We start from the raw sequence: 23,647 nt of genomic DNA, 5'->3' as shown, positions 1-23,647 counted from the left end.
CAGGCGTAATCGCCGGCTCTGTGAGACGAGGCCGATCTCCGCACACACCGCTGGGTCCGACGGTCGCTGCGTACCGCCTGCGGCCAACGCACGACACCTGTCGTTATCGCCCGCTGCGCCCGGAGTCATAGCCGTCGGCCCGCACACGGACGATGTCCATGTTGCAGGCGCCCGGTCGGACCGGCTTCCGGCAGCGCGAGAATCCGGCACCACGTTCTTGCCAAGTCACGCGGGATGCCCTTTTCACCGTGGCTGCCGCCAAGCACCGGTCGACTGCCCGGGCGATTCCACCTTTGCGTGTGCAACGGCATGGAACGAAGACGCCCAGCCTGGCCGTCGCCTTCGGCGCGAACCTCCCCGCTACCCAGCTCGTCACCGTCGTCAACCACGCCGGCACCACTGTCGCGGTCCTGCTGGCCATCAAAGACGTCCACCGCCACCAGCCCGCGCCGTACGACGCATTCCTTCAGGAATGGCGATCTCGCCCTGATCGTGCTCGTCAGGGCCGGCGTTCTTACCTGACCGGAGATTCCACTACCGATGAATCAAGTCCGGTTCGTAGAGCGCGGCGCTCACTCTTTGTCCTCCTGGTTCTCACTTCCGCTGCGTGCAGTAGCGCCGTTTTCTTTTCATCGCCAGCCGGCCGCGCACCGCGGACCTTTTTTGTTTCTCAGGACACGTAAAAGAACCGTCATCCCTTTGTATGCCATCACCATCCATCGCCAGAAAGGAATTGCCTGTGACTACACGAGTGCTGTACGCCTTGTTCGCTGTCGCTATAGGAACCGTGGCGCTGTGCGCCACCGGCGGCGCGATGTTGCTCGGCGGCGGCGCCGGCTCACCCTGCACCATGCCCCTCGCTGGCAGCTCCGCACACCCCGCTACGGTCAGGTCCTACGACAGCGAGCAAGTCGCCAACGCCGCCACCATCATCTCCGTCGGCGCCACGGACGGCATACCCGTCCGCGGCTGGGTCATCGCCGTCGCGGTAGCCCTGCAAGAGTCCACGCTATACAACATCGACCACGGCGACCGCGATTCCCTCGGGCTGTTTCAACAACGACCCAGCCAAGGATGGGGAACACCGATACAGTTACTCGACCCGATATACGCCAGTCGGAGATTTTACCAGAAACTCGTTGCCATTCCGAACTGGCAAAATCTGGAGTTGACCGACGCCGGCCAGCGCGTACAGATATCCGCTTACCCGGACGCGTATGCAAAATGGGAGCCCGACGCCACAATGCTCGTGACAACAACAACCATCAGCGCGAACGCATCCGACCCGTCCTTGGACGGCCTCGGCGCCTGCCCTGACCCGTGCCTCACCGGATCCGCCTCATACCCGTCAACAGGCCCACGGGGCTGCATCGGCGGCGCCCCATATGTCTTGGCCCGCGCCGAAACGTGGCTGCACGCCTGGGGCGGCGGACCCGTACCTTACCTATCGAGCGGGAACCCTACCAACTGGTTCCGCGGCTACCGCCGCGACTGCTCAGGCTACGTCTCCATGGCGCTCGGCCTCGACGGCCCCGGACTCAACACCGCGGGCCTAGCCAACGCCTCCACACCGATCAGCAAACAACAACTCCGAGCAGGCGACCTGCTGATCAACACCGCACCCGACCTGCGCGGCCACGTAGTGCTCTTCGACCGTTGGACCGACGCCACAAAGACCAGCTACCTCGGGTACGAACAGTCCGGCGATGGAGGAACTCACCACCGCGCCATCCCGTTCCCCTACTTCGGCAGATACCCGATGGGCCTCTACCGATTGAGACAGTAGGAATTATTGCATCAGATGCAACATATGGCAGGCGCAAGTGACGCCTAAATTGTCCTATCTCGTTGATCATGAGGCAGGAGCAGGCAGTTAAGCTGCGGTGCCTCAGATAGGTGGGACAGGCGGCCGGCTGCCTTGTCTCGCCGATATTGAGGCAACCCATCGGGGAACGGCATCCTCTGCGCCATGAGCAACGACGCGGCGGCGATCTGGGATCGTCAGGCAGCGACCTTCGACGACGAACCTGACCACGGTCTGCGCGATCCTGCGGTCAGGGACGCGTGGATCGCTCTGCTCACACCGGTCCCGCCCGCGCTGCGGAAGCGGAGCTGTTCACGGCCGGTGATTCCGGCTGGCAGCTCAACGTCACAACGCTTGCGGACAATCTTTGAATAGCAGAAACGGTCACGGGACAAGGTTCGCTGGCCCGAGGGGACGCCGCCACGACCACTCACGGACGGACACGCCTGCCGGCGGACGCTTCGAGCGCAGAGCCGCGTGCGACACCGAGTACACAGCAGCTATCAACATCTGCGAGTGCAGCCGCGGGCTCGCGGCCGAGTTTACTCTACAACGATCGACTACAGTCAGTCATGTTGGCGACCCGGCGGCGTCCGGATTTGCCGAGAATAGTGCATCCGATCATGCCGATGACAGTTTATTACTTCGGCCTTGAGCCCATTCGGAGATATATGTGTTCCTAGGAATCCGATTCGTGGAGGTCGAGAGTTAGATGTTCGACCGATTGAAGAGTATCGGGATGATTTTCTCCCAAGACGCGACGGCGACGACTTAAGGTCTCCTCATCGAGTTGGCGGGCTTGTTCATATTCGCCAAGGGCTCGCAAGTCGGCGGCCAGGGATTCCATTGCGTAGAGGGTTTCCGGATGGTCTTCGCCTAACGTCGTCTTCGTTCGAGAAACGGTGTCCTTGTCTCTACGGTAGGCCTCTGCGGGATCACCTCGGTAACGTACATCCGCCGCGACGTTGAGAGCGATCATGAGCGTGGCTGGATGATCTGGCCCGAGGACGCGGACGGCACGTTCTTGGTTCTCCTCGTCGATTAGGCGGGCTTGGTCATGTTGGCCTTGGTGGCGGAGGCTTTCTGCGAGGTTGATCGTTACGGTGATGGTGTGCAGGTGGTCGTCGTCACCGAGCACGCGCCGGCGGCGAGCCACCGTGTCTTCGTTCAAGCTTAGGCTCTCGTCGTGCTTGCCGACCGCTGACAGGATTAATCCGAGGTGGTGGGCAGACATAAGCGTGTCGGGATGATCTTCACCGAGGACTCGACGGCGACGTGTTAGGGCACTCTCGACGAGGCTATGGGCTGGTTCGTACTCGCCCATTTCGTATAGGATTATTCCAAGTTCGCTGGTCTGGCCCAGAGGGATGGGATGGTCGTCGCCCAGGCTAAGGCGAGAAACTGCCAGTGTTTCCTCGCCGAGAGTGCGGGCTCTTTGGTATTCGCCGAGTTCGCGGAGGTGGGCGGTCAGGTGATGTGCCGCTGCGAGTACGTCCCGGTGTTCGGGGCCTAGTCGGTTAAGCCAAGCCTCGTGCCAGATTTGCAGGATGTCGCTTACTACCTGGAATTGGCCTCTGCGGCCCAGGTGAAGTACCGCTTGGAGGCCGGCTGATCGTAGTTCCGGGCCAGCATTGGCGGGATCGAGTGCAAGAAGGTGAGGTAGCAGTGCGGCCCAGGAGGGCCACGATGCTGGGTTGCCGACGTCATCGGCGGGTACCGCAGCCGCCGCGATCTGTTCGACACAATGCTGATCTTGATTGCCCGGAGCGCGGTGGCATTGGTCTCTCAGCACTGCTTGAGTGAAGCGGTGCAGTTGCACGGTCGTCTCGGTGATGCGTGCAAGTCCGAATCGGGCCAAGCGGCCAAGAGTTCGCCGGAACGCTAGGCGGCCCGTAACGACGGTGGCTAACGGCTCCGCGAGGACACCAACTGGAGCGGCGTTGAACCAGACGACAGGAATCGGCTCCGGAGCCATAAATGCGCACAGGTGCAGCAACTGCACGGCGGCAGGGTCCTCGTTGTTCAGACTGCGCAGTGATGTCTCGACGCCGGCGCCGAGTGGAACAGGGTAGCCGGGTGGTTTCCCTACGGAGAGCAGTTCGGCGCCGTGTTGTCTTAGCTCGAGCAAATAATCTCGCACGGTCATCCGGGTCTCGCTGATAAGGCTGGCCGCTTGTGTCAGTGCCAGCGGGAGGTCCTCCACCGCCGCGGCCAGACCGTCCATGTCGTCGTCAGTTGTCATGGGCAGGTACTGCTTCAGCATGGCCAGCGACTCAGATCTGGTGAACACGTCAATCGGGATCGGTGCCGCGAGTCCCGTGAGGTGATTGCCGCGAGATGTGATGATGATGTGACCTTGACCGGACGGCAGTGACAGGGCCAGTTGATCAGCGTCTTCGGCGTTGTCGAACACCAGTAGCCAATGGCTCATGGTGCGTAACCGATCAAGGACGTATTTCGCGGTGGCCGTTCTGGTAGAGCTGGCGTTCGCCCAGTTCGCCGCCGTCGCGAGGGCGGCGATCTGCTCATCGATCAGCTCGCCTCGTTCGGCGTTGATCCACCACACCAGCGTGTACTCGCCAGCGAACAGGTGAGCGTACTCAATTGCCAGCTGGGTTTTGCCGACGCCGCCCATGCCGTGTAGGGCCTGAACCACGGCTCGGCTTCCCGACGTCAGACGATCACGTAACCTCGCGAGCAGGGCTTCCCGGCCGGTGAAGGCCGGATGGCGGCGCGGCACATTCCACACGCTCGGCAGTACTCCTGGCAGTCGGGGAGAAGCTGTCTGCACCGCCGGCGGCGCGCTAGGAAACGGCGGCAACGTGGGTCGGCGCCGAGAGCCACCGACCGCCTCGAGCAGCGCTGCACGAGCCGAGTCTTCCTCCAGTCCGAACAGGTCCCTATAGATCAACGGGGCAAGGATCCGCGGCGGCCTGACATCTTCGACGCGGACCGGAACCAACCGACGCGGGCCGTCACGGTCCAAGGTTCCGGCCTGTACCGCTGTCCACTCGTCGGTGGTGAAACGCTCCCGGTCGAAATAGGCAGACGAGCACAGCACAAGAACCTGCCTTGCCCTCTCCAAAGCGCCATCCATGTTCAGCACGAAGTTGGAACCCACCTCCCAATCCCAAACGTCCAACTCGACGCTGTAACCGGCCACCTCCAACTGGTGCGCTGCCCATTCAGCCCATGGCCGGTCCGAGCCGGCGTAGCTGACGAAGAAGTCCACCCTGCCCACCCGGTTGGCCGCGCTCATCATCACAGATTGCTCCTTCGCGGCTACCCGGCGCAATCGATGACGCGTGCGAGGCCCCACTAATCGCCCGCTCCGGACCGGCGCAGACTGCCGACAGTGCAGCCCGCGCCGCGAGGCGACGCATTTAGCCACTCTTGCGGCGAGCCCTGGTCAGTCCTCGGATTAAGCGCAGAACCGGGGTAAATCACGCCGACGCGGTCGTGGCCGAGCACGAACGCGGAGTCAGTAGGACCCGGGCAGGCTGAGCAGGCGCCGCTGCTCGGCGGCGCGGGCCAGGAGCAGCGCGCGGGTCTCCGGGGTGGCCGGGCCGGATACCACGGATCGGTTTGGTGTCGGACCCCGGCCCGCGCTTGGTCGAGTGCCGCGGTCGCGTCGTCGTAGCGTTCCAGGATGATCTCGGTCGCAGCCAGCAGGTAGAGCGCTCGCGGTTGGTCCGCGTCGCCGGCCTGCTCGGCGCAGAGCGTGAGTGGCTGGCCCGCCGAGACCTGGACGGCAAGCCCGAGGATCATCCCGACGAGATCTGGGAACTCGATGCGAACGAGGTCGCCGCGGCGATCAGCATGGATGTGGGCTGGCATCATCCAGTCACCACCGACGTGACAGGGCTGCCGGTCCTCGCTTCGGCGCCCGGCACCGATTCGGCCAAGTTGCCGGCTGGCATATACGAGATTTGAGTTCTGACCCAGATTTTCCGCATCCTCAGAGGGCGGTTTGTGAGCTTTCCGTAGTTCGTCATCGCTCGATGTCGTGACCTTCGAGCTGCGCCGATGTCTGATCGGTGGGCATGCTGGTTGAGCAGGTCATGGGCGAGCGGAAGGCGTATCCCAGCGACCTCACTGATGAGCAGTGGGCGGTGGTGGGCCCGTTCCTGGACGCGTGGAAGGCAAGGCATCCGTCGGTATCGGGGCATCAGGGCCGCTACTCGTTGCGGGAGATCTTGAACTCGATCTTCTATCAGAACCGGACCGGCTGTCAGTGGGCTTATCTGCCACATGACCTGCCACCGAAGTCCGCGACGTACTACTACTTCGCGTTGTGGCGTGACGACGGCACCGACCAGGCCATTCACGATCTGCTGCGCTGCCAGGCAAGAGAGAAAGCCGGCCGCCGGGAAGATCCGTCAGCGATCATCTTGGACACCAAGTCGATCCGCGCCGCGAACCACGTCCCGGCCGCCACGACCGGCAAGGACGCCGGGAAGAAGGTGCCAGGCCGTAAACGAGGGCTGGCCGTCGACGCTCTGGGGCTGATCATCGCGGTGGTGGTGACCGCGGCGTCGGTCACCGACACCGTGATCGGCGTCCGCCTGCTCGACAAGGTCGTCGAGCACACCCCGACCGTCACCCGGGCGTGGGTGGACGCCGGGGTTCAAGCACGACCTGGGCATCCACGGTGCTGTGCTCGGTGTCGACGTCGAGGTGGTCAAGCGATCCGACACCAAGCCCGGGTTCGTGCCGATCGCGAAAACGGTGGGTGGTCGAGCAGGTCAACGGCACGTTGATGTTGCACCGGCGTCTCGTGCGTGAGTACGAGAGTCGCCCGGAGTCGTCGGTGTCGCGCACGCTGTGGGCCTCGGCGGCCAACCTCGTGCGCCGGCTGACCGGCACGAGCACACCGTCCTGGCGGTGATCGGGCGTGAACACCACGACCGTTCTCGACCTGATCGCCGCCCGTGAGGCGGCCGCGTCGGCTGCCCGCGACGAGTTACTCCAGCAGCAGGCCAAGCTCGCCGCCGAGGTGGCCGCCATCGACGCAGCGCTGGCCGACCTGGCCACCACCCGTCAAACGCTGACCAAGATCCTCGAAGATGAAGTGACCGCATCCGAGCCGGCCGTCATCAGCGAGCCCTACCAGCAGATCCTCGCCGTGTTCACCCCCGACCGCGGTGGCCTGCGCGCCAAAGACGTGTGCCGCGTACTCGGCATCGGCACCGAGCCCAAAGACACCGAAGGCATCCGAGCCAAGCTGAAACGCCTGGTCAACCGACAGATCCTGACCGAGAGTCAACCCGGCCTATTCACCCTCAACCCGGAACGGACATAACCTCCCGGACCGCCCTCTCAGGCCAGCCTTTGATCAACAAACCACGGACAGCGCGGTTCGCGCACTGCCAACTATGGTGGACCGGACGGGGATCTAACCGCGGTGGACCGGACGGGGATCGAACCGCGGTGGACCGGACGGGGATCGAACCGCGGTGGACCATACGTGGCAGAACCCGAACCGCATACCCGCAGCTCAGGGGCCAATCGTCACGCTGCCAGCCGTAGGTCACCGTAGATCCTGACCATCTCTGCGACCACCCGTGCCGTAGCGTCGCCGCCCTGATCCGCCTCACCGGCAACGGCGCTACGGCCCCGGTCGCCTGACCACCACTCATGGATCATGACGACCAGCGCGGCGACAGCCGCCTACTGCTGGTTTCCTCCAACAGGGCCGCCCGGGATGTCATCGCTCCGGTGGCTGACGCACGTCGAGTAGCTTGACGTGTTCTGGGTCCCGTGCTTGGAGGTGGCGTGCAAGTCGTTCTTCATAGGTCGTCACGACGACTTGCCGGAACGGTCCGGTGCCCGTGGCGAGGCGTGAAAGAGCGTTTCCTACCTGGCGGCGGACGTCGGGGTCGAGATGTTCGAGTGGTTCGTCGAACCAGCAGAAGTTGACGGACGTGGCGAAATGTGCCACGAGAAGGCGTACGAGAATGGTGGCGCCCATACCTTCCCCGGTGCTAAACGCGTCGAAGTCGAGTTGGTGTCCGCTGACGGATCGGGTGATCTGACCGTCCGGGCGGGTTTCAAGCTGGCCTCGGCCTGGGAACAGCGCCTGCCAGCGCTGGCTCACCTCGGACGCAAGGGGACGAATCGTATCCGTGAGAAGCTCGTTCCGAGTCGCCTCAGTGGCCGCGATTGCTGCTGTCAGGACGGCATTCTTCCGGAACAGAGACTCCAGCCTCCCCATTGCCTCACCAGCCGTTTGCGCTCGCTCACGCTCACGTGTGGCGTGCTGATAAGCCGTCCGCGCTTCTACCAGTTGACCGAACGCGTTCTCAAGTTGCGCCTCAATGTCATCTGCGTCCGGTGTATCGTGAACGCCTTCGGGGCTCTCGGGCTCTGGGCCTGGATGAGGAATTTTCCTGTACTCACCGAGGACTTCTTTCGCACGCCGGCGACGCTCAAGCAGATCAGCTTCAGTGGACTTGAGGTCGGACATCATTGTCCGGATTCGGGTGATTTCATCCGCATTGGCTTCATGTGCCGATGCGATGGTCGCTCCGTCGAGAGGGCGGCGACAGATCGGGCAGTCGTGGTCGGCAGCCAGCAGATCCTTATCGTTGCTTTCTAGCTGCGCCTCCCGGGATTCATTGACAGCCATCTCCACGCGAACACGTTCTATGCCCTCGTCGACACTCGAGAGGATCTCGTCGATCGCTGTTTGCAGCAGCTCCGCCGGAACACTGCGGCCGAGCTCCACCGAGATGCGCTCCGCCAGACGCTCAGCGGCGGTTCTTCTTGTTTCGCTTCTGATCGCCCATGCGGCAAATTCGGAGCCTCGGCGTCGCATCTCTCTTGCGTGCTCGGCCCGGCCCTTGAGGGCTTGATGAGTGACGTTAGCTTGTTCGGCGCGGAGTTTAGCGGTTCTCTCTTCTTCCAGTAGCTGATCAAGGCGTTGAGCGTCAGAGGAGTTATCTGCCTTGATCTTCTTGATCTCCGCAGCAATGGCTGAATCGCGCTTCTTGAGGTGCTCTATTGCCGCACCTAGACCGTCGATGCCGTAATATCGACCTAGATGATCTTCCAATCCTAGGTGAGATGGTGTGTCACTGGACTTGTCCGCAGGTGGCATGGCGAGTCTTGCTAGGAATTCGGGCTCGGTTCCGTACGCGTCGATGAATTGCCGTCCGACTTCCTCTTCCGGTATGGGCGTGCCGTCCAGGCGAATGTCGAGCACGCTTCTTCTGCGCGTGTTGCGGGTAAGGGTTCGCTCAATAGCGAGAACACGTAAATCAGGAAGCTCTAATTCGACCCGTGCGGTAGCGGCCTCGGCGCCGACGCGAACGGCGTTGACGCTTGTACTATTGGCACCGAATATAGCCCACCGCGCAGCCTCGATCAGGGATGTTTTACCGACGCCGTTGGTGGCGACCACAAACGTCGTACCAGGCCCGATTTCGATGGTGAAATCCTTGTAGCTGCGCCAATTCTTGAGGGTCAGTCGCCTAATCACCGGAAAGTTCTCCAAGAAGGTCGGCCATGGCTTCCTCTACGCCGTTTCTGGCAACTGCTGCCACGAAATTGGCTACCTGTTGATCTAGATCGTCGGGCAGGCTCTGCCAGGCCGTCTTTTTCGCAACCTGAAGGGCGCGTTTTCCATCTTTTGTGATTTTTTCGATCGAGCTTGCGGCATGACCTACAGCCACTTGACGAATGCTCTTTGTTCCAATCTTTGAGCGTGCAGGTTCGTCCAGTAGCTCCCATGCACGGGAAGTTCCATCGAGATGCTTGCAAAGAATGTCGACCAGCCCGAGGCCGCTGAGTGAGGGTTCCGGCCCCGTGATGACACCTGTGGGTAATAGATGCGCCGTTCGCAGGTACGACGACGGGAATAGTCGGGTCGGCCACCCTTCCTGTCGTACGGCAACAGCAACCGCATCGGCACCTGGCTCACCTTCCAGGAATGACGCGCACGCCTGCGCTAGGGATGCGTTGTCCGGTTCTGCGGGGTCCTCATCGTCTACGTGGAGTTGAACGACGATAACCGTGGCGTCGAGGTAAGTGACATTCAAGATTCGGGTCGCGTGCGCGAGGCTTCCTACTGCCACAGTCACCGGCAAGCTATCGGCAATGTGGATGCCTCTCAGTCTTTCACTGAGCTGCTCCTTGATGGAATCGAGTCCGCCTGCGTAGGACTCCGTGAGGTTGGCTGCCGGCGCCTCGTGGCTCGACGATTCGGGGTCGGCTTCGTCGTCAAGCCAGGCGCTTGGTGACAGCCGGGCGAGAAGGTCCCGCAAGGCTTGGCGGTATTCCAGACGCTGGTCGTCGTCATCTTCGATGGGTGGTCCCACGGGAATACCGCTGGGCCGGCGGCCCTCTTTGACCGCGGTCAGGATTTCGGCGACCTCTCTGCTGATATCGAGCTCACCGATGCGGTTGAGGAAGGCTCCGACGTGGATGTGCGTGCGCACGGCGACGATTGCTGCCATCTCGGTCCCGACCGGTGTGGCATCAGCCCTGATCAGGACACTGTGCTGGTCTGCGAGCTCGTTGTCGAGCACAAGTGGGACGACTTCAGCGACGCCGTCGTCGAAGATGCGACGGACCCATGCGAGCAGCGCTTCGTCTCGGCCGATGCGCCAGACTTGATTGGGCTGGGGTCGCTCGTTCGTGCCGACGGTGACCAGGCCCGTGATCACGTCGGGTAGCGGCGTCGATGCCGCCATGATGCGCTGGAAGGTCCCTTCGCCGGTGGGCTCCGGTTCGGCTGCTTCACGGAGCCTGGACAGGCGAACACGGCAGGCGAGGCAGTCGCCGACGTGTTCGACAACCAGCGGTACGCGGTCAGGTTCGTGGATGGCCGCGAGTAGCTCGCTGGATGAGGGATGGACGTGGATGGTCACCGGTCATCACCCCTTTCGTGGTGCTTACTTGTCATCAGACGTTGCACCTTCCCCTGCTGTCCGGCGTTCGATCCACTGCTCACAAAGCTCGCACAAGATTGTTGCGGTGCTGTCCGGCTGGTCGTCGTCGGCCAGTTCGGTGCGCAAGCGGTCCAGCAGTCGTTGACGAAGGTGCGCCGCCTGCGTCTTGCCGGCGTTAATAAGGTTGGCGAGATCTCGCACGTTCGTGTCGAGCGTCGGCACGATGATGCGTTCGCGGTCGCTGAGCGAGTCGAAGATCTCTTTGGCGCGTAGCTGGGCCTCCGTGTGGGTGGCCGGGTCGCCTTCCAGCCAGCCCGGTTCTGATACCTGCTCTTGTATGTCCAGCTCAACGGTATAGGCCGATCTGCGATGATCAAGGCGGGCCGTCAGGGCGTGGGCGAGGTCAACTGCTGTGAGGCTTCCGACCGCCGTCGACAGGACCCTGGTCATCAAACGAACGAAAGACGCTCGATCGGCAAGTGGGCCGTCGCGTCGGGCGCTTGTCCATTTGGGCACGGCTACTTCCACGTCGGCCGTCGCCGAGGCCAAGTCGCTGGCGCTCGCACCGCTGGCAGCACGCGGACTGCCGGCCAACGTCCAGCGATCCGGTGGTCCGGGAACCACCTCGAAGTCAGTCTCGTCATGCAAGATCTCTTTGACTCGCACGATCAGTTTGCCCATGTCAGTGCCTCTGGCAAGGTCCCGCAGGAAGTTCAGGACCGCGGCATCCAGCAGGCGTGCGAACGAGACGTCGTCAGTCGACCGGAGGGTTACGTCGAGCAGCCGCTTCGACCCTCGCTCGCCCTGCAGGAAGTCGTGGGCCGCCTCGGTCACGGCGTCGTTATCCCACCTGGTGGAGCCTTCAGGTGGCGGAAATCCGTTTCCGATTGCCACGAGCCGGACCGTCGTATAGAGCAGTTCCGCCCCTGCGGGACCGATCCGGCGGTCGGCGATCAGTTCTTCACGGGGGGTCATGACGCGAACCGCCTCAACACTTCCGAAAGGTAGGGGTCGGTAAGGACGCCGAGCCGCATGACGTTCTCCGGGCGCCACAGCTGTTGCTCGACCTGGGTCAGGGTGGAGAAAACGCCGTCCTTGTCTAGGTGGGAACTCAGCTTCCGGTCAGCGGGATGCGACACTCCCGGCACCTTCCGGGACGTTCGGGTGACCACCTCGATCGGGAAGCGGGATCCCGGCTCAGCCGGCACCACGATGACGACACCGGGCCGGGAGGCACCTGGATCGTTACCTAGAGCGAAGATTGTCGTGGTGATCAGGTACAGCTCGCCGACTTTCGGTAGGAAGGGCTCGCCCGGCTCCCCTTTCGCCGTGGCGAGCCAGGCGTGCGACCGCCTCCTGTTGTTCGACATCTCGCCGTGAGCCCTCCCGCCACTTCGGCCCTTGGAAGGCCCCTGCTGCACCCAGACGTCGCACCTCGGCGGTCTGTCCGGATACCGCAGCATTACTTCACGTATGCAATGACTTACGCAAAGTAGCTGAGGCTTGGATCGGACACAGAGATCAGGTGCGACGTCCTGGCTGGGCGAATGACCCCCACCCGGATCCGCCTTTACAGGATCCCAGACCAAGGAGTCACCATGGCCGCCAGCACCGAGCCTTCGCGGGCCGAGCAGCACCGCAAGATCCGGATCACAATCGATGGGCAGCCGTTCACGATCGAGGATCGCCCTTTCAGGGCAACCGAGCTGCTTGCTCTGGCGGGCCTGCCCGCGGCCGGCTACGACCTCACCCGGGTCGGCAAGCACGGCCACGTCGAGACCTTCCGCGACGAGCAGAGGGTCAACGTCAAGAACGGCGACGTCTTCGTCAGCGTCAACCAGCAGGGCACCGTAGCGTGACCACACAGATCATTGCCGCCACCGGGGTCGACGCTTTCGTCGCCGCGCTCGACTCCTACGGGGCCACCCCCGCGGTGACCACGGGTTTGGTGACATACACCGTGACCCCGGTGACGGGGGCTCTCGCCGGTCAGCAGGTGCGCACCGGCGTGATCCTCGACGAGGTCGCGCCGTGGCCGGCGGCGCCTCCGCACTGGATCCATGTGCCCGGTGATGTGGCATTCGCGCAGACGAACAAGGGCGAGTCACCCATGCCGGGGTGGTCCTCCCATTCTCGAGACATCAAGGCGTGGGGCACCGCGGCAACACCGATTGCCGCGTGGCTCGCGCACGTTCGAGGTGTCCTCGGGGGCGCCGTATGACCCGGCTGTCCGCGGCTATGACGGCCGACCTCGACGTCCAGGCCCGTGACCACCTCCTGCGAGTAGACGGGCAGGAGGACGTGTGCCTCGCCCTGTACTCCCCATCAACAGGGCAGGCCCGCAGTGCCGCCGCGCTAACGAGACTTGTTCTGCCCCAATCGGGCGAACGTAGTGTTCACGGCAATGCCTCGTTCACCGGGCAGTACGTGGTGCGGGCTGCGAGTGAAGCCGCCAAGGTCGGACTCGGCATCGCGCTCATGCACTCACACCCGACCGGCACCGGCTGGCAGGGTATGAGTGGCACCGATCACGACACCGAGAAGTCGTACGCCCGCGTCGCGCAAACCATCACCGGACTGCCCCTTCTCGGCATGACGATCGCGGGGGATGCGGCTTGGTCCGCGCGGTTCTGGCAGGAAAATGGCGCAAACTGCGACGCAGAGAGCGTACGCGTCGCAGGACCCTCCCTACGCATGACCTGGAACAACACCATCCGTCCGGCTCCCGCACTGACTGCGGCGCAGGTCCGTACCGTCTCGGCCTGGGGCGACACCGTGCAGGCCAGCCTGGCCCGGCTCCGCGTCCTCGTCGTCGGTGTCGGAACCGTCGGCCTCAATCTAGCGATCCGCCTCGTTCAGGTCGGCATTCAACAGGTTTCGGTCATGGACTTCGACACCGTAGAGATCCTCAATCTCGACCGGCTCATCACCGCCAGTCGCCTCGACGCCGCACTGTTCAGGAGCAAGGTCTACATAGCGATGCGAGCGATGCGAGCTGCAGCGACCACCGCCACACCGAAACTCGACGGGTACGAACTCAGCGTCTGCGAACCGGCTGGGCTCCGCACGGCTTTGGACTATGACGTGATCTTCAGCTGCGTGGACCGGCCATGGGCCCGCGCCGTGCTTAACCAGATCGCCTACACCGATCTCATCCCCGTCATCGACGGGGGCCTGGCTATCGATCCCTTTCCCAAAGGCGGGATGCGCAACGCGACCTGGCGGGCACACGTCATCACCCCAGGACGGCCCTGCATGCAATGCACTGGCCAGATAGACGGCGCTCAAGTCGCACGCGACCGCGCGGGACTTCTCGACGACCAGACCTACATCAGAACGGCTGGCATCAAGGCCCCCTCACGCGAGAACGTGTCTCTGCTCGCACCGTCCGTCACTGCTTCCATGCTGGCCCAATTCATCAGCCTCACCGTCACGCCCGGCGGGTTTGGCGCCCCGAGTCCTTTACGATTCTCCCTGTCCACGCACACTCTGGAACACCTCCCACAGGAAACGCTTGACGCCTGCCCATACGAACAAGCGGTCAGTCAAGGCGATCGACGCTCCAAACTCACGGCAGACCACCGAGCAGCAGACGAGGCCCGTAGCCAACGGCAGCGGCTCGCACGTACGGCACGAGTGCGGATAGGACGGACCGCGCAGCATGCAGTCGAGCAGGCCGCTAGGGCCATGAACCGCGTATGGGCGCGTTGAGCCTCCCCGGCCCGACCCACAGCGATGGTCGGAACATCGAAGCCTGCGGTCGCGAGCGGTACGGACGACGCTTCGCCCGGCAGAACCACCCACTCAAGGCCGAGCCGCCCGAACCATAGTTGGACACGAACCGCCCTCGTCTCCACATAACCGCAGGTCGGAGGGCCTTCAAGCAAGACGAGCCGGATACCCAAAAAGGGCATCCGGTTCGATAACGACTACTCGTGGACCATACGTGGCAGAACCCGAACCGTATACCCGCAGCTCAGGGGCCAATCGTGACGCTACCGGCCGTCCGCCGACGCACGCCCTGACGCATTCATCGTCCGTCGTCCGCTATAGCGCCCGGCATCGGCGCTACGGCCGCGGTCGCCCGACCACCAACTCGTGAGTCAGTGCGGTCAAACGCAGCAACCCGCCTGCCGCCGGTCCGCGTCCGTCAAGGGCGCGATCCTCGGCGCCCCCACCACCACCACGCGCGAAGTACGACGCTTCGCTCCCGACAAACCAGAACAACGACCGCCCACCACATCGGGAGCGATGACACTCAAACATTGCACAGAGTCACTTTACGTAGCGGATAGTCCGAGACGCCGACATGGTCACGTGCACGGATTTGGCACCCCTCTGTGTCAACTGTTGATCTTGAGGGGTGTTCTAGGCTGTGGTTCAGCGGGTCCGGGAAGTGACTTGTCCGAAGTGCCGGCTATGGGGATTGGGTCGGCCGCGCTGGATTGCAGAGTCGCCCCCGCGTGTCCTCCCGGGCCCGTCTGGAGCCGTTTGGCGTCGGCGGTCATCTGTTTGTAGACGACGTCGGACAGGCGTCGTTTGAGCGCTCGCATGGCTTCCATCGGGGTCTTGCCGGCGGCGAGTTTGCGGCGGAAGTAGGCGCGGCCTTCGGTGTCGTGGCGTAGCTGGACGACGGCCATGATGTGCAGGACCCGGTTGATGCGCCGGTTCCCGGCCCGGGAGAGCCGGTGCCTGTTCTGGTCACCTGATGAGGCGTCGATCGGTGCGGTGCCGTTGAAGGAGGCGAAGTGGGCGCGACTGCCGAACCGGGTGATGTCACCGATGTCGCCGAGCAGGCGGGCAGCGCCAACGACAAGGACTTTCGTGATATGACGCACAGCCCTCTCAAGAAGGCGGTACGCTCATACGCCGCCAGTTATGGGGTGCCGTACGTTGCGGCTCAGAACATTCTGCATGAGCTAACGTCGTCAGGGCACTTCTCATTGCATTGGTTCAAACGACGGCTGGCTGACGACGGTGAATCCGTCTGGCCGCCTTCGTATTCACCCAGAACCTACCGTGCGATGATCGCAAAGTCCGAGCAAGGCAGTCTCGGCAGGACTGTGACTTCGGTGAGCGGGAAGCCGCCGTCCATCACGAGGGCGGGGCACGCATCGCCACGTCTTGGCGCCCGTGAAGCTGAATCTGAATCACTTCAGGATCTGGCAGGCTTGTCGTTGGATGATTTGCGGGAGGACCTCAAATTTGAAATCACGGCGTTTCGGGAGAATCTGCTGAGACAGATAGAGCGGCCGAGAATCAATCTATAGCAATCTCTTCGCAGGTCAGTAATCCCATTTAGGCCCTTCACGAGGCGGACAGGGTTTGGATAAAACCTCCAAGCGTGGACTTGGAGGAGTCGATCAAAGCAGTATCAGTAATAGCTTTCGGCAGTGCAAGATCAGGCGTGCTGTCATGCCGCGATGATGGCGCGCGCCGGCTGTCAACAAGTCACAATGCGTACTTCCGGTGAGCTCGGAGGTCGCCGGGCGACGACGGGCGGTTGCGGCAACAGCGCCCGCTGACCGGCCCGACGGCACGGTGCGATCGAGAGTGGGGCGTGCCTGCGCCGTGACGACGACGGCATGAGCGGGCCCGCGATGCCAGCTGGGTGCGTGGCACCCCACGAACTCGCCCGACCTTGAGGCTGATCGCGCCTAGGCCATGAAGAGGTTGAGGTTACTTAACAGTGAGAGTGTGACCGCGTTTCAAGTCATCGAGCTTCGGCGTTCGGCGAGCGATCCGGCGGTCGGGATCCTTCGGCTTGTGTCCGGGCTGGGACACGGGTATGAACACGCCGCGCAGAGCCTCTGGCACCGAAACGACAGCAAACTCTGGGACATCGATCTGACGCCCTGAACTCGGCGGGACCCGGAAATTGTTGCCCTGGTTACCCTCGCTTATTCGCCGCTCTGAGCACGACTGGCGGTCCGTCGCACGCGCGTTGGGCCGCCAGTCGTGTAGCGAATCGTCAGTAGCCGCCGATCGCAAAGCCGAGTCGGCCGTGTGCATCCTTCTTGACCAGGATTGTTCGGTTACCGCCAGCCTTAGCCGCTCCGGGAACCGCCTGCCCACCGGGCACGAATTCGTCGTTGGTGTTGAACCGAATCTTTGTCCCGTTCTGCCAGAGGTACGCCAGTGGCCGGCCACCGATCAGGATGACCGCGTGTTTCACAGCGTACTGGGAGGCGTCGTCGGCCCACGGAATCCACATGTCCGCCTCCTCGGTCCCGCCGGGCGGGATGCGGTAGTGGTCCTGTCGGCTCTCGCCGCCGTCCAACTTCCACACTTCGAGTTCTTCGTCGGTCTCGTTCCGCCACCGCTTCACATTCGTGACGCCGTGGAAGATCTCGGCCCACGTCAAGCCAACGCTGTCCTTGTTGGCCCAGATCCACATACCGACGGAGACGACGACGTCGATCGCGCTCATGCTGCCCCCTCGCCGCCGCGTTTGCCGGCGAGCAAACTCGCGGGCGACGTCGCTCGTTCGATCCGCAGCGCGATGCCGGTCTCCTTCGTGAACCCCTTGTAGGTGGCGATCGCGGACACGAGCACCATGAGGATCGCGGTAGCCAACTGCCGTAGCCCGGTGACGTGGGTGAGCTCAAGCTCGCCCAGATACCAGGTCGTAGCGAAGCCCACCACGACCGCGTACGCGAACGTCACCCATGCCCGCCGCTGCGCGGGCCAGCCCGGCTGCTGGAGCACCGGAATCACGAACGTGGCGGACAGGAATCCCACCACCAAACTCAAGTTCTCGACTTCGGACATCTGTATCTCCCTCCAGTATCGGCGCGCCGGGCGCAACTCGCCTTTGCGGGTGACGGCCGGCGATCGTGCCTTCATCAGGGAAACCGCTCGCTTGTTATGTGCTGCGCGCTGCGCGGATGCGGCGGTTCCGGGCTCGGCTCTGGGCGCAACCGCGGTCAGAGCCACATGACCGACCAGACTCCGGTCTGCCATAGGGCATTGATGCGGTCCGCGTCTCGCCGGGCGCGTACGGTCTGGTCGCCGCGGTCGTGGGCGGTCCGCTGACGCCGGACGATGCGGATCGTGCGTGAGATGGTCATTTCGAGCCTTCCGGTGTGCGGTTGTTGATGCCGGGAGGCTGGCCGCGCGGTTTTGGCCGATCGTTGACTGTTCCTTGAATCCGCAGGCCGGGGCGTGTACGCAGGGCTTATGGCGACCGAGATCCGGGTGCTCGGCGAGCTTGAGGTGCGCCTCGACGGCTGCCGCCTGGACACCGGTCACGCCCGGCAGCAGTGCGTGCTGGCCGCGCTGCTGGTCGACGCTAACCGCGCCGTTGCGGTCGATGCGTTGCTCGACCGGGTATGGGGCGAGCGTCCGCCGCAACGCGCCCCCGCGAGCCTGCACAGCTACCTGTCGCGGCTGCGCGGTGCGCTGGCCGGCACCGGCGTTGTCATTGTCCGGCGCACAGCCGGATACGTGCTCACCGCCGACCCGCATCTGATCGACCTGCACCGGTTCCGCCGGTTGGTCGCAGAGGCACGCGCCGCTGACGACGACCAACTGGCCCTGGACGCGCTGGAGCAGGCACTGGGACTGTGGCGGGGCGAGCCGTTCACCCGGCTCGAAGGCGACTGGCTGCAGGTGGTGCGCGCCGGGGCGGAGATCGAGCGGCATAGCGCCGAGCTGGATCGTGCCGACCTGCTACTCCGGCGCGGCCGGCACGCGGAGTTGGTCGCAGACCTATCCAAGGCGGCCGCTGCGTACCCCTTGGATGAGCGTCTCACCGCCCAGCTGATGCTCGCCCTGTACCGTGACGGCCGCCAGGCCGACGCGCTGCGCTGCTTCGAAGGCACCCGCCGGCGGCTCGCCAGCGAGTTGGGCGCCGATCCCGCAGCCGCGCTGCGCCGGTTGCACCACCGGATCCTCACCGCGGACCCGACGCTGCAGACGCCCGGCGGCGAGGTGGTCGTGAGCCCGCCGTGCGTCCCGATGCAGCTGCCCGCCGCCGTGCCCGCGTTCGTGGGCCGGGACCAGGAGCTGGCATGGCTCGACGGGCACGGGACCGGACCCGTGGTGATCTGCGGGATGGCCGGGGTAGGCAAGAGCAGTCTGGCCGTGCATTGGGCACACCGCGTCCGGGACAGGTTCCCCGACGGACAGCTTCACATCGACATGCGCGGGTACGCCGAGGGGCCGCCGCGGTCCGCGGCCGAGGCGCTCGCCGGATTCCTGTCCGCTCTGGGCGTGCCCGGGTCGGACGTGCCGTCCACCGTGGATGCCCGGGCCGCCCGGTTCCGCAGCGAGTTGGCCGGCCGGCGGGTCCTGATGGTCGTCGACAATGCGCGCGAGCCTGACCAGATCCGGCCGTTGCTGCCCGGCACCCCGGCCTGCCTGGCCCTGGTGACCAGCCGAGACGCAATGGCCGGGCTGGTGGCCCGGGACGGTGCGCGCCGCCTCGACCTCTACCTGCCGGCCCAACGCGAGGCGGTCACACTGCTGCGGAAACTCGTCGGAGCGAGGGTGGACGCCGAGCCGGGGGCCGCCTGCACGCTCGCCGACCGCTGCGGGCGGCTGCCGCTGGCCCTCCGTGTCGCCGCGGAGCTCGCTACGTCGCGACCCGGCGAGCCGCTATCGGCGCTGACCGACGAGCTCACCCTCGCCACACTGGACGCCGGAGGGGACGACGAGGCGAACGTCGCCGCAGTGTTCTCCTGGTCCTACCGCCACCTGCCGCCGGACGCAGCCCGCGTCTTCCGCCGCCTGGGCCTGCACCCCGGCGACGACCTGGACCAGGGTTCGGTCGCGGCACTCGACGGGACGACCGACGACGACGCCCGTCGGCGGCTGAACCTCCTGGCCCGCGCCAACCTGATTCAACCCGTCGCCCCCGGCCGGTACCGCATGCACGATCTGCTCCGGGCCTACGCGCAGGCACTCGTCGCTGAGGACCCGCCCGACGACCGGCGCGCGGCCCGGACCCGGATTCTTGACCACTACCTCGCCGTCGCATCCAAGGCCGCCCCCGCCGAGCGGGACAACCTGATCCGGGCCTGCGCCTTCGCCGCAGACCACGGCTGGGAGCAGCACGCCGTCGGCATCGCTGCGGCGCTCGAGGATCGGCTTCAGATCGACGGCGACTACGTCACAGCGTTGGCCGTGCACGGCCACGCGCGTCGGGCCGCCCGCCGGGTGGGCGACGTCCGCGCGCAAATCCGCGCCGCGACAGCCCTGGCCGAGGCACACCTCAACACCGGCCAGTGGGCCGACCTCGAGCGGCGGGCACGCGAGGCACACACACTCGCCCGCCGCATCGGCGACCGCGGCGAGCAGGCCGAGGCGCTGCTGGGGTTGAGCACCTCCGCCGCCCTCTCCGGACGGTTCCCCGCGGCGTTCCGGTTCCTCGATCGCGCACTCGGCCTACTCAGCCAGGACGAAGACCAGGCGAAGCTGACCGGCGCGCTCCTACAGTCCGGCTACCTCAACGGCCATCAAGGCCGGCCAGGCCGGGCCGTCGAACAGTTCGAGCGGGCCAGACGGACCGCGGCTCCCCACGATGCCGGCGACGCACTGCTCGGCCTCGGCTGGGCGCTGACCCAACAAGGCGACTTGGACACCGCCGCCACCCACCTCACGCAGGCCCTGAACCTATTCCGCAAGGCCGGCGGGCGGCGCGGCGAGGCCGACGCGCTGATCGGCCTGGGCGACCTCGACCGGCGCCAAGGCCGGCTCCAAGACGCCCACGCCCGGCTCGCGGAGGCGACCGAGCTGAGCCGCCGCATCGGCAACCACGGCAGCGAGTTCCGCGCCCGCACAGCGCTCGGCGCGACCTACCGCGCCCAGGGCCGCCTCACCGAAGCAGCCGATAGCGTTCGCGCAGCCCTGGACATGGCACAGCGCACCCGCGACGACCTCGGCGTCGCCCTGGCAAGCATCGAACTCGGCCGGATCCTGACCGACCAAGACCATCCCGAACCGGCCGCCGCCCTGCAACGACACGCCCTCGCCTACTTCCGCCGTCTCGGAAACTGTCCCGAGGAGGCCGACGCCGCGACCGGGCTCGGCGACGCGCTACACGCGCTCGGCGACCTCAACGGCGCACAGGCCGCCTGGACGGACTCCCTCGCAGCGGCAATCCAAACCGAGAACCGGCACGCCGAGGCCGCAGCCCGCGAACGGAAGCCACATTGAGGCGACGCCGGAACGACCACCCGGCCGCCCGCGAAGAACGAACCCGCCTCCAAAACCGGAAACAACAACACATCACCTTCGACCCCGTCGGCGCTACACCCCGTCGCCTGGAACCACGCGAATTGGCTCGACTCGAAAACGCTGCCCAGGCTCAGTCAAGCTCGCACCGACTTATCCACGATTGAGATCCTTCAGGTGGGCTTGAATAGAGTCGGCGGCTGCGGGTACAGCGCACGCCGGGTGGTCAACGGTAGGAGGAGTTCGCTTGTCAGGAAGCACCAGGATCGTTGACACCCCAGAGTGCGAGCACGGCGCTGCGCTTCTGAGGATCAGTGAGCCAAACTCCTGCCTCTCCTTCGGTGGTGGGCAGAGCGGAGTTCAATCGTTCAAGGGTGGTCCGAACCGTAGCGTTAGTAACGCGCGGATGCTGATGGTCGCGGCGGTACAAGGCCATCAGCCGACGCTGCCGACTGCCAGGAACGGCTCGAATGCTCCTGAAGTCGACGAGTCGCGCCTCGCGGCGGCCGAGCATGATGATTCGGTCGCCCGTGCGGAACCTCCCGTCTTCGGCGGGCTCCTCGATCATGCCGATCGGTGTGTACCGGGCGCGGGGTCGAAATGCTGCTGGAACTTCGGTGACCGCTTCTTCGTAGGCTTCTTCATCGCGATCGGTCCAGTCGGTCACTTCGTTCCACCAGCCGAGCCAGAGCCGGAACGGTCCGGCCTGTGATGGCTCCGTCTCGGTCCAGGCTGGAACGACCCCTGCTTTCGGGAAGTGCCTGATAGCCTCCTCGACCCAGTCTTGGTCGATGTCTTCGCCCCCGAGTCTGATCAAATTTTCCACAAATGATCGAGCGTTTGCTACGGCGTTCCGGTCGGTGGTCTTCAGCGCAGCTTCGGCAATCATCCCGCCAGCCGCTCGCTGCGAAACGTTCGCTGACCCGACGATCGCTGTCCTGCCCACGACGATTACTTTGGCGTGAAGCCGTTCGTGATTGACAACGCGGACACCTGCGGAAAGCCATGTCGCCACTGCGCCTGGATGAGTTGCACCCGCTTTGACGGCATTGTCACTTCCGTTGACCACGATCACGTCCCCAGGCTTGAGTCGCAGGATCTCGGGTGCCGAGCGGCCGATGTATGAGATGGCAAGCCGGGCTGGCTGGCGCGTGGAGGCAAGCAGTTTAGCTGCCGACTCAAGCACAGCAGCACCGTGAAGAAACTCCGGCGAAGTGGATTCCATCTGTCAAGCGTGCACGACACCACCGCGTATGTCTCGGCCTTCGGCGGCGGTCCTCGCCATAACAGATCGTCCGATTTTGAGAATCGAACCAACGACTCCGGCTTTCGTCCTGACGGAGGTGGTAGAAGCGGTTCTTCACGGCGGGCGAGCACCCGTCGCGACGTCCTCTTCTGCCGCAGTCATGGCATCCCGACTGGCTCAGGTCCTCACGGTGCGTGCTGTGAGGGCGCACTTCAAAGGTCCCACCTGGACGGGGCCGGCCGGCGGTTGCGGGTACAGCGCCGGCCGACCGGATCAACCGTACGGCGACAACCTGGCACTGTCGGGCTTGGCACCTGCTCGGCCGATGAGAAAGCATGCCCGGGAACGGTTGGACGATCGGCACGTGCCGCCTGATGTGCTCGATAGAGCGGGTCAACGCTCGTTGGTGCCGTCAGAAGGCGTGCCTGCGATTAGTCCGGTCAGCCAGCCCTCCAGCCCGTCGTAGAAATGGTAGTTGGGCCAGGGGACGCGCTGGATGGTCTGCTCCATCTCGGGTGTTGCGAGTTCGGCGAGCAGGTTGGTCAGGTCGGCCGGTACAGGAAGGTCGGTGAGGCACAGCCAAGCGATCGCTGCTGCGAACCGTACGTCGTCGGGCCGGGCGGGGTCGCGCCACCAAAGTTCGGCCTCGCTCGGGTCCGCGCCGAGCTGTTCGATAGCCAGTACGAGGCTGACCCGAACGGCAGCCTCGGGCTCCACGGCGAGACGGTCGCGCAGCACACCGTCTGCCTCCGGCGGCAGATTCAGTGCGGTAGCCACCGCGAAGGCGGCGGTGATACGCACGTCCGGGTCATCGTCGTCGACCAGGTCGATGAGGATCGCCGCGTCGGCGCCGAGCGCCGCGCGCGCTGCCTGCAGAGCCCAGTCGCTGCGTTCGCCACTCGCCCCGATCCTGATCTCGCCGAGCGGATATCCCACCTGGAACAACGTTGAGCGGGTTTCGACGACGAAATTGACACGGTGCCCGGCCCAGGCTGCCAGAGCCAGCGCTGAAGAGCGGTGGCACACGGCCGGGTCGGCGGCAATGCGCAGCAGGAACGGCACCGCGAGCGCGGCCGGCCCCGACGTCCCGCCCTGATGGACCACCGTCTCCCACAAGGTCCACCGTACGTTGCCGGCCTTCTCCGGATCCGGACCGGCCAGGGCGCGCAGCAATCCGGGCACGTCGTCGGCCGGGCCGTACCAGTGATGGAACCGGCCCCACTCGACGCGGTCCAGGTCGAACTCACCGGCCGCTCGCAACTCGGCCAGCACTGGACGAACGTCATACGACGCCCACAACGATTCCCATTCCTCGTCGGTCCGAGGCAGCCTGCGGGCGTAATCACTGGCATCCACGCTGCCGATCCTGCCCGAGGTACGACAACCTTCGACCAACAAGGCCCCGCCAACACAGCGAAACGTCAGGGCCGCTGAAGCGCGATCCGTCGGACATCTCTACTTCCGCCGACCACACGCCCAGCGAGTCGTCACCCTCGATACTCGGAACGCCTGCCAACCCACGTCCTAAAC

The 23,647-nt window shown here is 64.7% G+C and carries 19 protein-coding genes and 1 pseudogene; 9 read left to right on the top strand and 11 right to left on the bottom strand.

What is annotated here, in order from left to right; translation table 11 throughout:
* The first annotated feature begins 739 nt into the window (after positions 1 to 739).
* Together Ari01nite_RS48500 and Ari01nite_RS48495 are read left to right on the top strand one after the other, a co-directional pair.
* Positions 740 to 1,786, top strand: coding sequence for an NlpC/P60 family protein (locus Ari01nite_RS48500; RefSeq protein WP_203791427.1), 1,047 nt, complete (start codon positions 740 to 742; stop codon positions 1,784 to 1,786).
* A gap of 183 nt (positions 1,787 to 1,969) precedes the next feature.
* The gene (locus tag Ari01nite_RS48495) at positions 1,970 to 2,179 is read left to right on the top strand and encodes a hypothetical protein (protein ID WP_203791425.1); all 210 of its coding nucleotides are present in this window, start codon (positions 1,970 to 1,972) and stop codon (positions 2,177 to 2,179) included.
* A gap of 304 nt (positions 2,180 to 2,483) precedes the next feature.
* Here the strand turns inward: Ari01nite_RS48495 and fxsT are convergent, their stop codons facing one another.
* On the bottom strand, positions 2,484 to 5,066 hold the full coding sequence (gene fxsT, locus Ari01nite_RS48490) for an FxSxx-COOH system tetratricopeptide repeat protein (RefSeq protein ID WP_239163687.1): 2,583 nt from the start codon (positions 5,064 to 5,066) through the stop codon (positions 2,484 to 2,486).
* 326 nt (positions 5,067 to 5,392) lie between these two features.
* Here fxsT and Ari01nite_RS48485 point away from each other — a divergent pair, with 326 nt between their 5' ends.
* The 3 genes and pseudogenes from Ari01nite_RS48485 (at position 5,393) to Ari01nite_RS48475 (ending at position 7,106) form a co-directional block, all read left to right on the top strand.
* Positions 5,393 to 5,737, top strand: a complete 345-nt coding sequence (locus Ari01nite_RS48485; protein WP_203791423.1) for a hypothetical protein — start codon at positions 5,393 to 5,395, stop codon at positions 5,735 to 5,737.
* A gap of 128 nt (positions 5,738 to 5,865) precedes the next feature.
* A pseudogene (locus tag Ari01nite_RS48480) lies at positions 5,866 to 6,692 on the top strand (IS5 family transposase).
* A 6-nt stretch (positions 6,693 to 6,698) separates the two neighbouring features.
* The gene (locus tag Ari01nite_RS48475; protein WP_203791422.1) at positions 6,699 to 7,106 is read left to right on the top strand and encodes a hypothetical protein; all 408 of its coding nucleotides are present in this window, start codon (positions 6,699 to 6,701) and stop codon (positions 7,104 to 7,106) included.
* Between the two features lie 405 nt (positions 7,107 to 7,511).
* On the opposite strand, the gene Ari01nite_RS48470 is transcribed toward Ari01nite_RS48475, so the two are convergent.
* From Ari01nite_RS48470 to Ari01nite_RS48455, 4 genes are read right to left on the bottom strand one after another with little or no spacing between them, the layout of a single operon-like run.
* Positions 7,512 to 9,299 (bottom strand): AAA family ATPase, encoded by a 1,788-nt coding sequence (locus Ari01nite_RS48470; protein WP_203791421.1) that lies wholly within the window; start codon positions 9,297 to 9,299, stop codon positions 7,512 to 7,514.
* The gene (locus tag Ari01nite_RS48465; protein WP_203791420.1) at positions 9,277 to 10,674 is read right to left on the bottom strand and encodes a hypothetical protein; all 1,398 of its coding nucleotides are present in this window, start codon (positions 10,672 to 10,674) and stop codon (positions 9,277 to 9,279) included. The genes Ari01nite_RS48470 and Ari01nite_RS48465 overlap by 23 nt, the downstream gene beginning before the upstream one ends.
* Before the next feature lie 24 nt (positions 10,675 to 10,698).
* On the bottom strand, positions 10,699 to 11,670 hold the full coding sequence (locus tag Ari01nite_RS48460; protein ID WP_203791419.1) for a hypothetical protein: 972 nt from the start codon (positions 11,668 to 11,670) through the stop codon (positions 10,699 to 10,701).
* Positions 11,667 to 12,065 (bottom strand): hypothetical protein, encoded by a 399-nt coding sequence (locus tag Ari01nite_RS48455; RefSeq protein ID WP_203791417.1) that lies wholly within the window; start codon positions 12,063 to 12,065, stop codon positions 11,667 to 11,669. The genes Ari01nite_RS48460 and Ari01nite_RS48455 overlap by 4 nt, the downstream gene beginning before the upstream one ends.
* Positions 12,066 to 12,293: 228 nt before the next feature.
* On the opposite strand from Ari01nite_RS48455, the gene Ari01nite_RS48450 reads away from it, so the two are divergent.
* The 3 genes from Ari01nite_RS48450 to Ari01nite_RS48440 are packed head-to-tail and all read left to right on the top strand — an operon-like array spanning position 12,294 to position 14,406.
* A complete protein-coding gene (locus Ari01nite_RS48450) occupies positions 12,294 to 12,554 on the top strand; it encodes a multiubiquitin domain-containing protein (RefSeq protein WP_203791415.1) in 261 nt (86 codons plus the stop codon).
* Positions 12,551 to 12,916, top strand: coding sequence for a hypothetical protein (locus Ari01nite_RS48445; RefSeq protein WP_203791413.1), 366 nt, complete (start codon positions 12,551 to 12,553; stop codon positions 12,914 to 12,916). Before Ari01nite_RS48450 ends, Ari01nite_RS48445 begins: the two co-directional genes overlap by 4 nt.
* Positions 12,913 to 14,406, top strand: a complete 1,494-nt coding sequence (locus Ari01nite_RS48440; protein ID WP_203791411.1) for a ThiF family adenylyltransferase — start codon at positions 12,913 to 12,915, stop codon at positions 14,404 to 14,406. The genes Ari01nite_RS48445 and Ari01nite_RS48440 overlap by 4 nt, the downstream gene beginning before the upstream one ends.
* A gap of 632 nt (positions 14,407 to 15,038) precedes the next feature.
* Here Ari01nite_RS48440 and Ari01nite_RS48435 read toward each other — a convergent pair.
* From Ari01nite_RS48435 to Ari01nite_RS48420, 4 genes are all read right to left on the bottom strand, one after another.
* On the bottom strand, positions 15,039 to 15,533 hold the full coding sequence (locus tag Ari01nite_RS48435; protein WP_239163685.1) for a transposase: 495 nt from the start codon (positions 15,531 to 15,533) through the stop codon (positions 15,039 to 15,041).
* A 1,133-nt stretch (positions 15,534 to 16,666) separates the two neighbouring features.
* Entirely contained in the window at positions 16,667 to 17,125 is a 459-nt protein-coding gene (locus tag Ari01nite_RS48430; RefSeq protein ID WP_203791409.1) for a hypothetical protein, read from the bottom strand.
* Entirely contained in the window at positions 17,122 to 17,466 is a 345-nt protein-coding gene (locus Ari01nite_RS48425) for a hypothetical protein (protein WP_203791407.1), read from the bottom strand. The genes Ari01nite_RS48430 and Ari01nite_RS48425 overlap by 4 nt, the downstream gene beginning before the upstream one ends.
* Before the next feature lie 155 nt (positions 17,467 to 17,621).
* Complete coding sequence (locus Ari01nite_RS48420) at positions 17,622 to 17,765, bottom strand: hypothetical protein (protein ID WP_203791405.1); 144 nt, start codon at positions 17,763 to 17,765, stop codon at positions 17,622 to 17,624.
* A 109-nt stretch (positions 17,766 to 17,874) separates the two neighbouring features.
* Between Ari01nite_RS48420 and Ari01nite_RS48415 the strand changes: the two genes are divergently transcribed.
* Positions 17,875 to 20,853, top strand: coding sequence for an AfsR/SARP family transcriptional regulator (locus tag Ari01nite_RS48415; protein WP_203791403.1), 2,979 nt, complete (start codon positions 17,875 to 17,877; stop codon positions 20,851 to 20,853).
* Between the two features lie 268 nt (positions 20,854 to 21,121).
* On the opposite strand, the gene Ari01nite_RS48410 is transcribed toward Ari01nite_RS48415, so the two are convergent.
* Together Ari01nite_RS48410 and Ari01nite_RS48405 are read right to left on the bottom strand one after the other, a co-directional pair.
* The gene (locus tag Ari01nite_RS48410; protein ID WP_203791401.1) at positions 21,122 to 22,096 is read right to left on the bottom strand and encodes a phospholipase D family protein; all 975 of its coding nucleotides are present in this window, start codon (positions 22,094 to 22,096) and stop codon (positions 21,122 to 21,124) included.
* 414 nt (positions 22,097 to 22,510) lie between these two features.
* Positions 22,511 to 23,473: a hypothetical protein gene (locus Ari01nite_RS48405; RefSeq protein WP_203791399.1), complete on the bottom strand. Its 963-nt coding sequence runs from the start codon at positions 23,471 to 23,473 to the stop codon at positions 22,511 to 22,513.
* Between the last annotated feature and the right edge of the window lie 174 nt (positions 23,474 to 23,647).

The organism is Paractinoplanes rishiriensis, from assembly GCF_016862375.1.
GTDB classification, from domain to species: Bacteria; Actinomycetota; Actinomycetes; order Mycobacteriales; family Micromonosporaceae; genus Actinoplanes; species Actinoplanes rishiriensis.
The sequence above is the reverse complement of the archived record's forward strand: the minus strand, read 5'-3'. Positions and strand labels throughout refer to the sequence as shown.

What these genes read in the sequence shown, in the direction of transcription:
- Ari01nite_RS48450 (WP_203791415.1), top strand. Translation starts at nt 12,294, where the DNA reads ATGGCCGCCAGCACCGAGCCTTCGCGGGCCGAGCAGCACCGCAAGATC.
- Ari01nite_RS48415 (WP_203791403.1), top strand. Translation starts at nt 17,875, where the DNA reads ATGGCGACCGAGATCCGGGTGCTCGGCGAGCTTGAGGTGCGCCTCGAC.
- Ari01nite_RS48410 (WP_203791401.1), bottom strand. Translation starts at nt 22,096, where the DNA reads ATGGAATCCACTTCGCCGGAGTTTCTTCACGGTGCTGCTGTGCTTGAG.
- Ari01nite_RS48455 (WP_203791417.1), bottom strand. Translation starts at nt 12,065, where the DNA reads ATGTCGAACAACAGGAGGCGGTCGCACGCCTGGCTCGCCACGGCGAAA.
- Ari01nite_RS48440 (WP_203791411.1), top strand. Translation starts at nt 12,913, where the DNA reads ATGACCCGGCTGTCCGCGGCTATGACGGCCGACCTCGACGTCCAGGCC.
- Ari01nite_RS48460 (WP_203791419.1), bottom strand. Translation starts at nt 11,670, where the DNA reads ATGACCCCCCGTGAAGAACTGATCGCCGACCGCCGGATCGGTCCCGCA.
- Ari01nite_RS48430 (WP_203791409.1), bottom strand. Translation starts at nt 17,125, where the DNA reads ATGAGCGCGATCGACGTCGTCGTCTCCGTCGGTATGTGGATCTGGGCC.
- fxsT (WP_239163687.1), bottom strand. Translation starts at nt 5,066, where the DNA reads ATGATGAGCGCGGCCAACCGGGTGGGCAGGGTGGACTTCTTCGTCAGC.
- Ari01nite_RS48495 (WP_203791425.1), top strand. Translation starts at nt 1,970, where the DNA reads ATGAGCAACGACGCGGCGGCGATCTGGGATCGTCAGGCAGCGACCTTC.
- Ari01nite_RS48420 (WP_203791405.1), bottom strand. Translation starts at nt 17,765, where the DNA reads ATGACCATCTCACGCACGATCCGCATCGTCCGGCGTCAGCGGACCGCC.
- Ari01nite_RS48425 (WP_203791407.1), bottom strand. Translation starts at nt 17,466, where the DNA reads ATGTCCGAAGTCGAGAACTTGAGTTTGGTGGTGGGATTCCTGTCCGCC.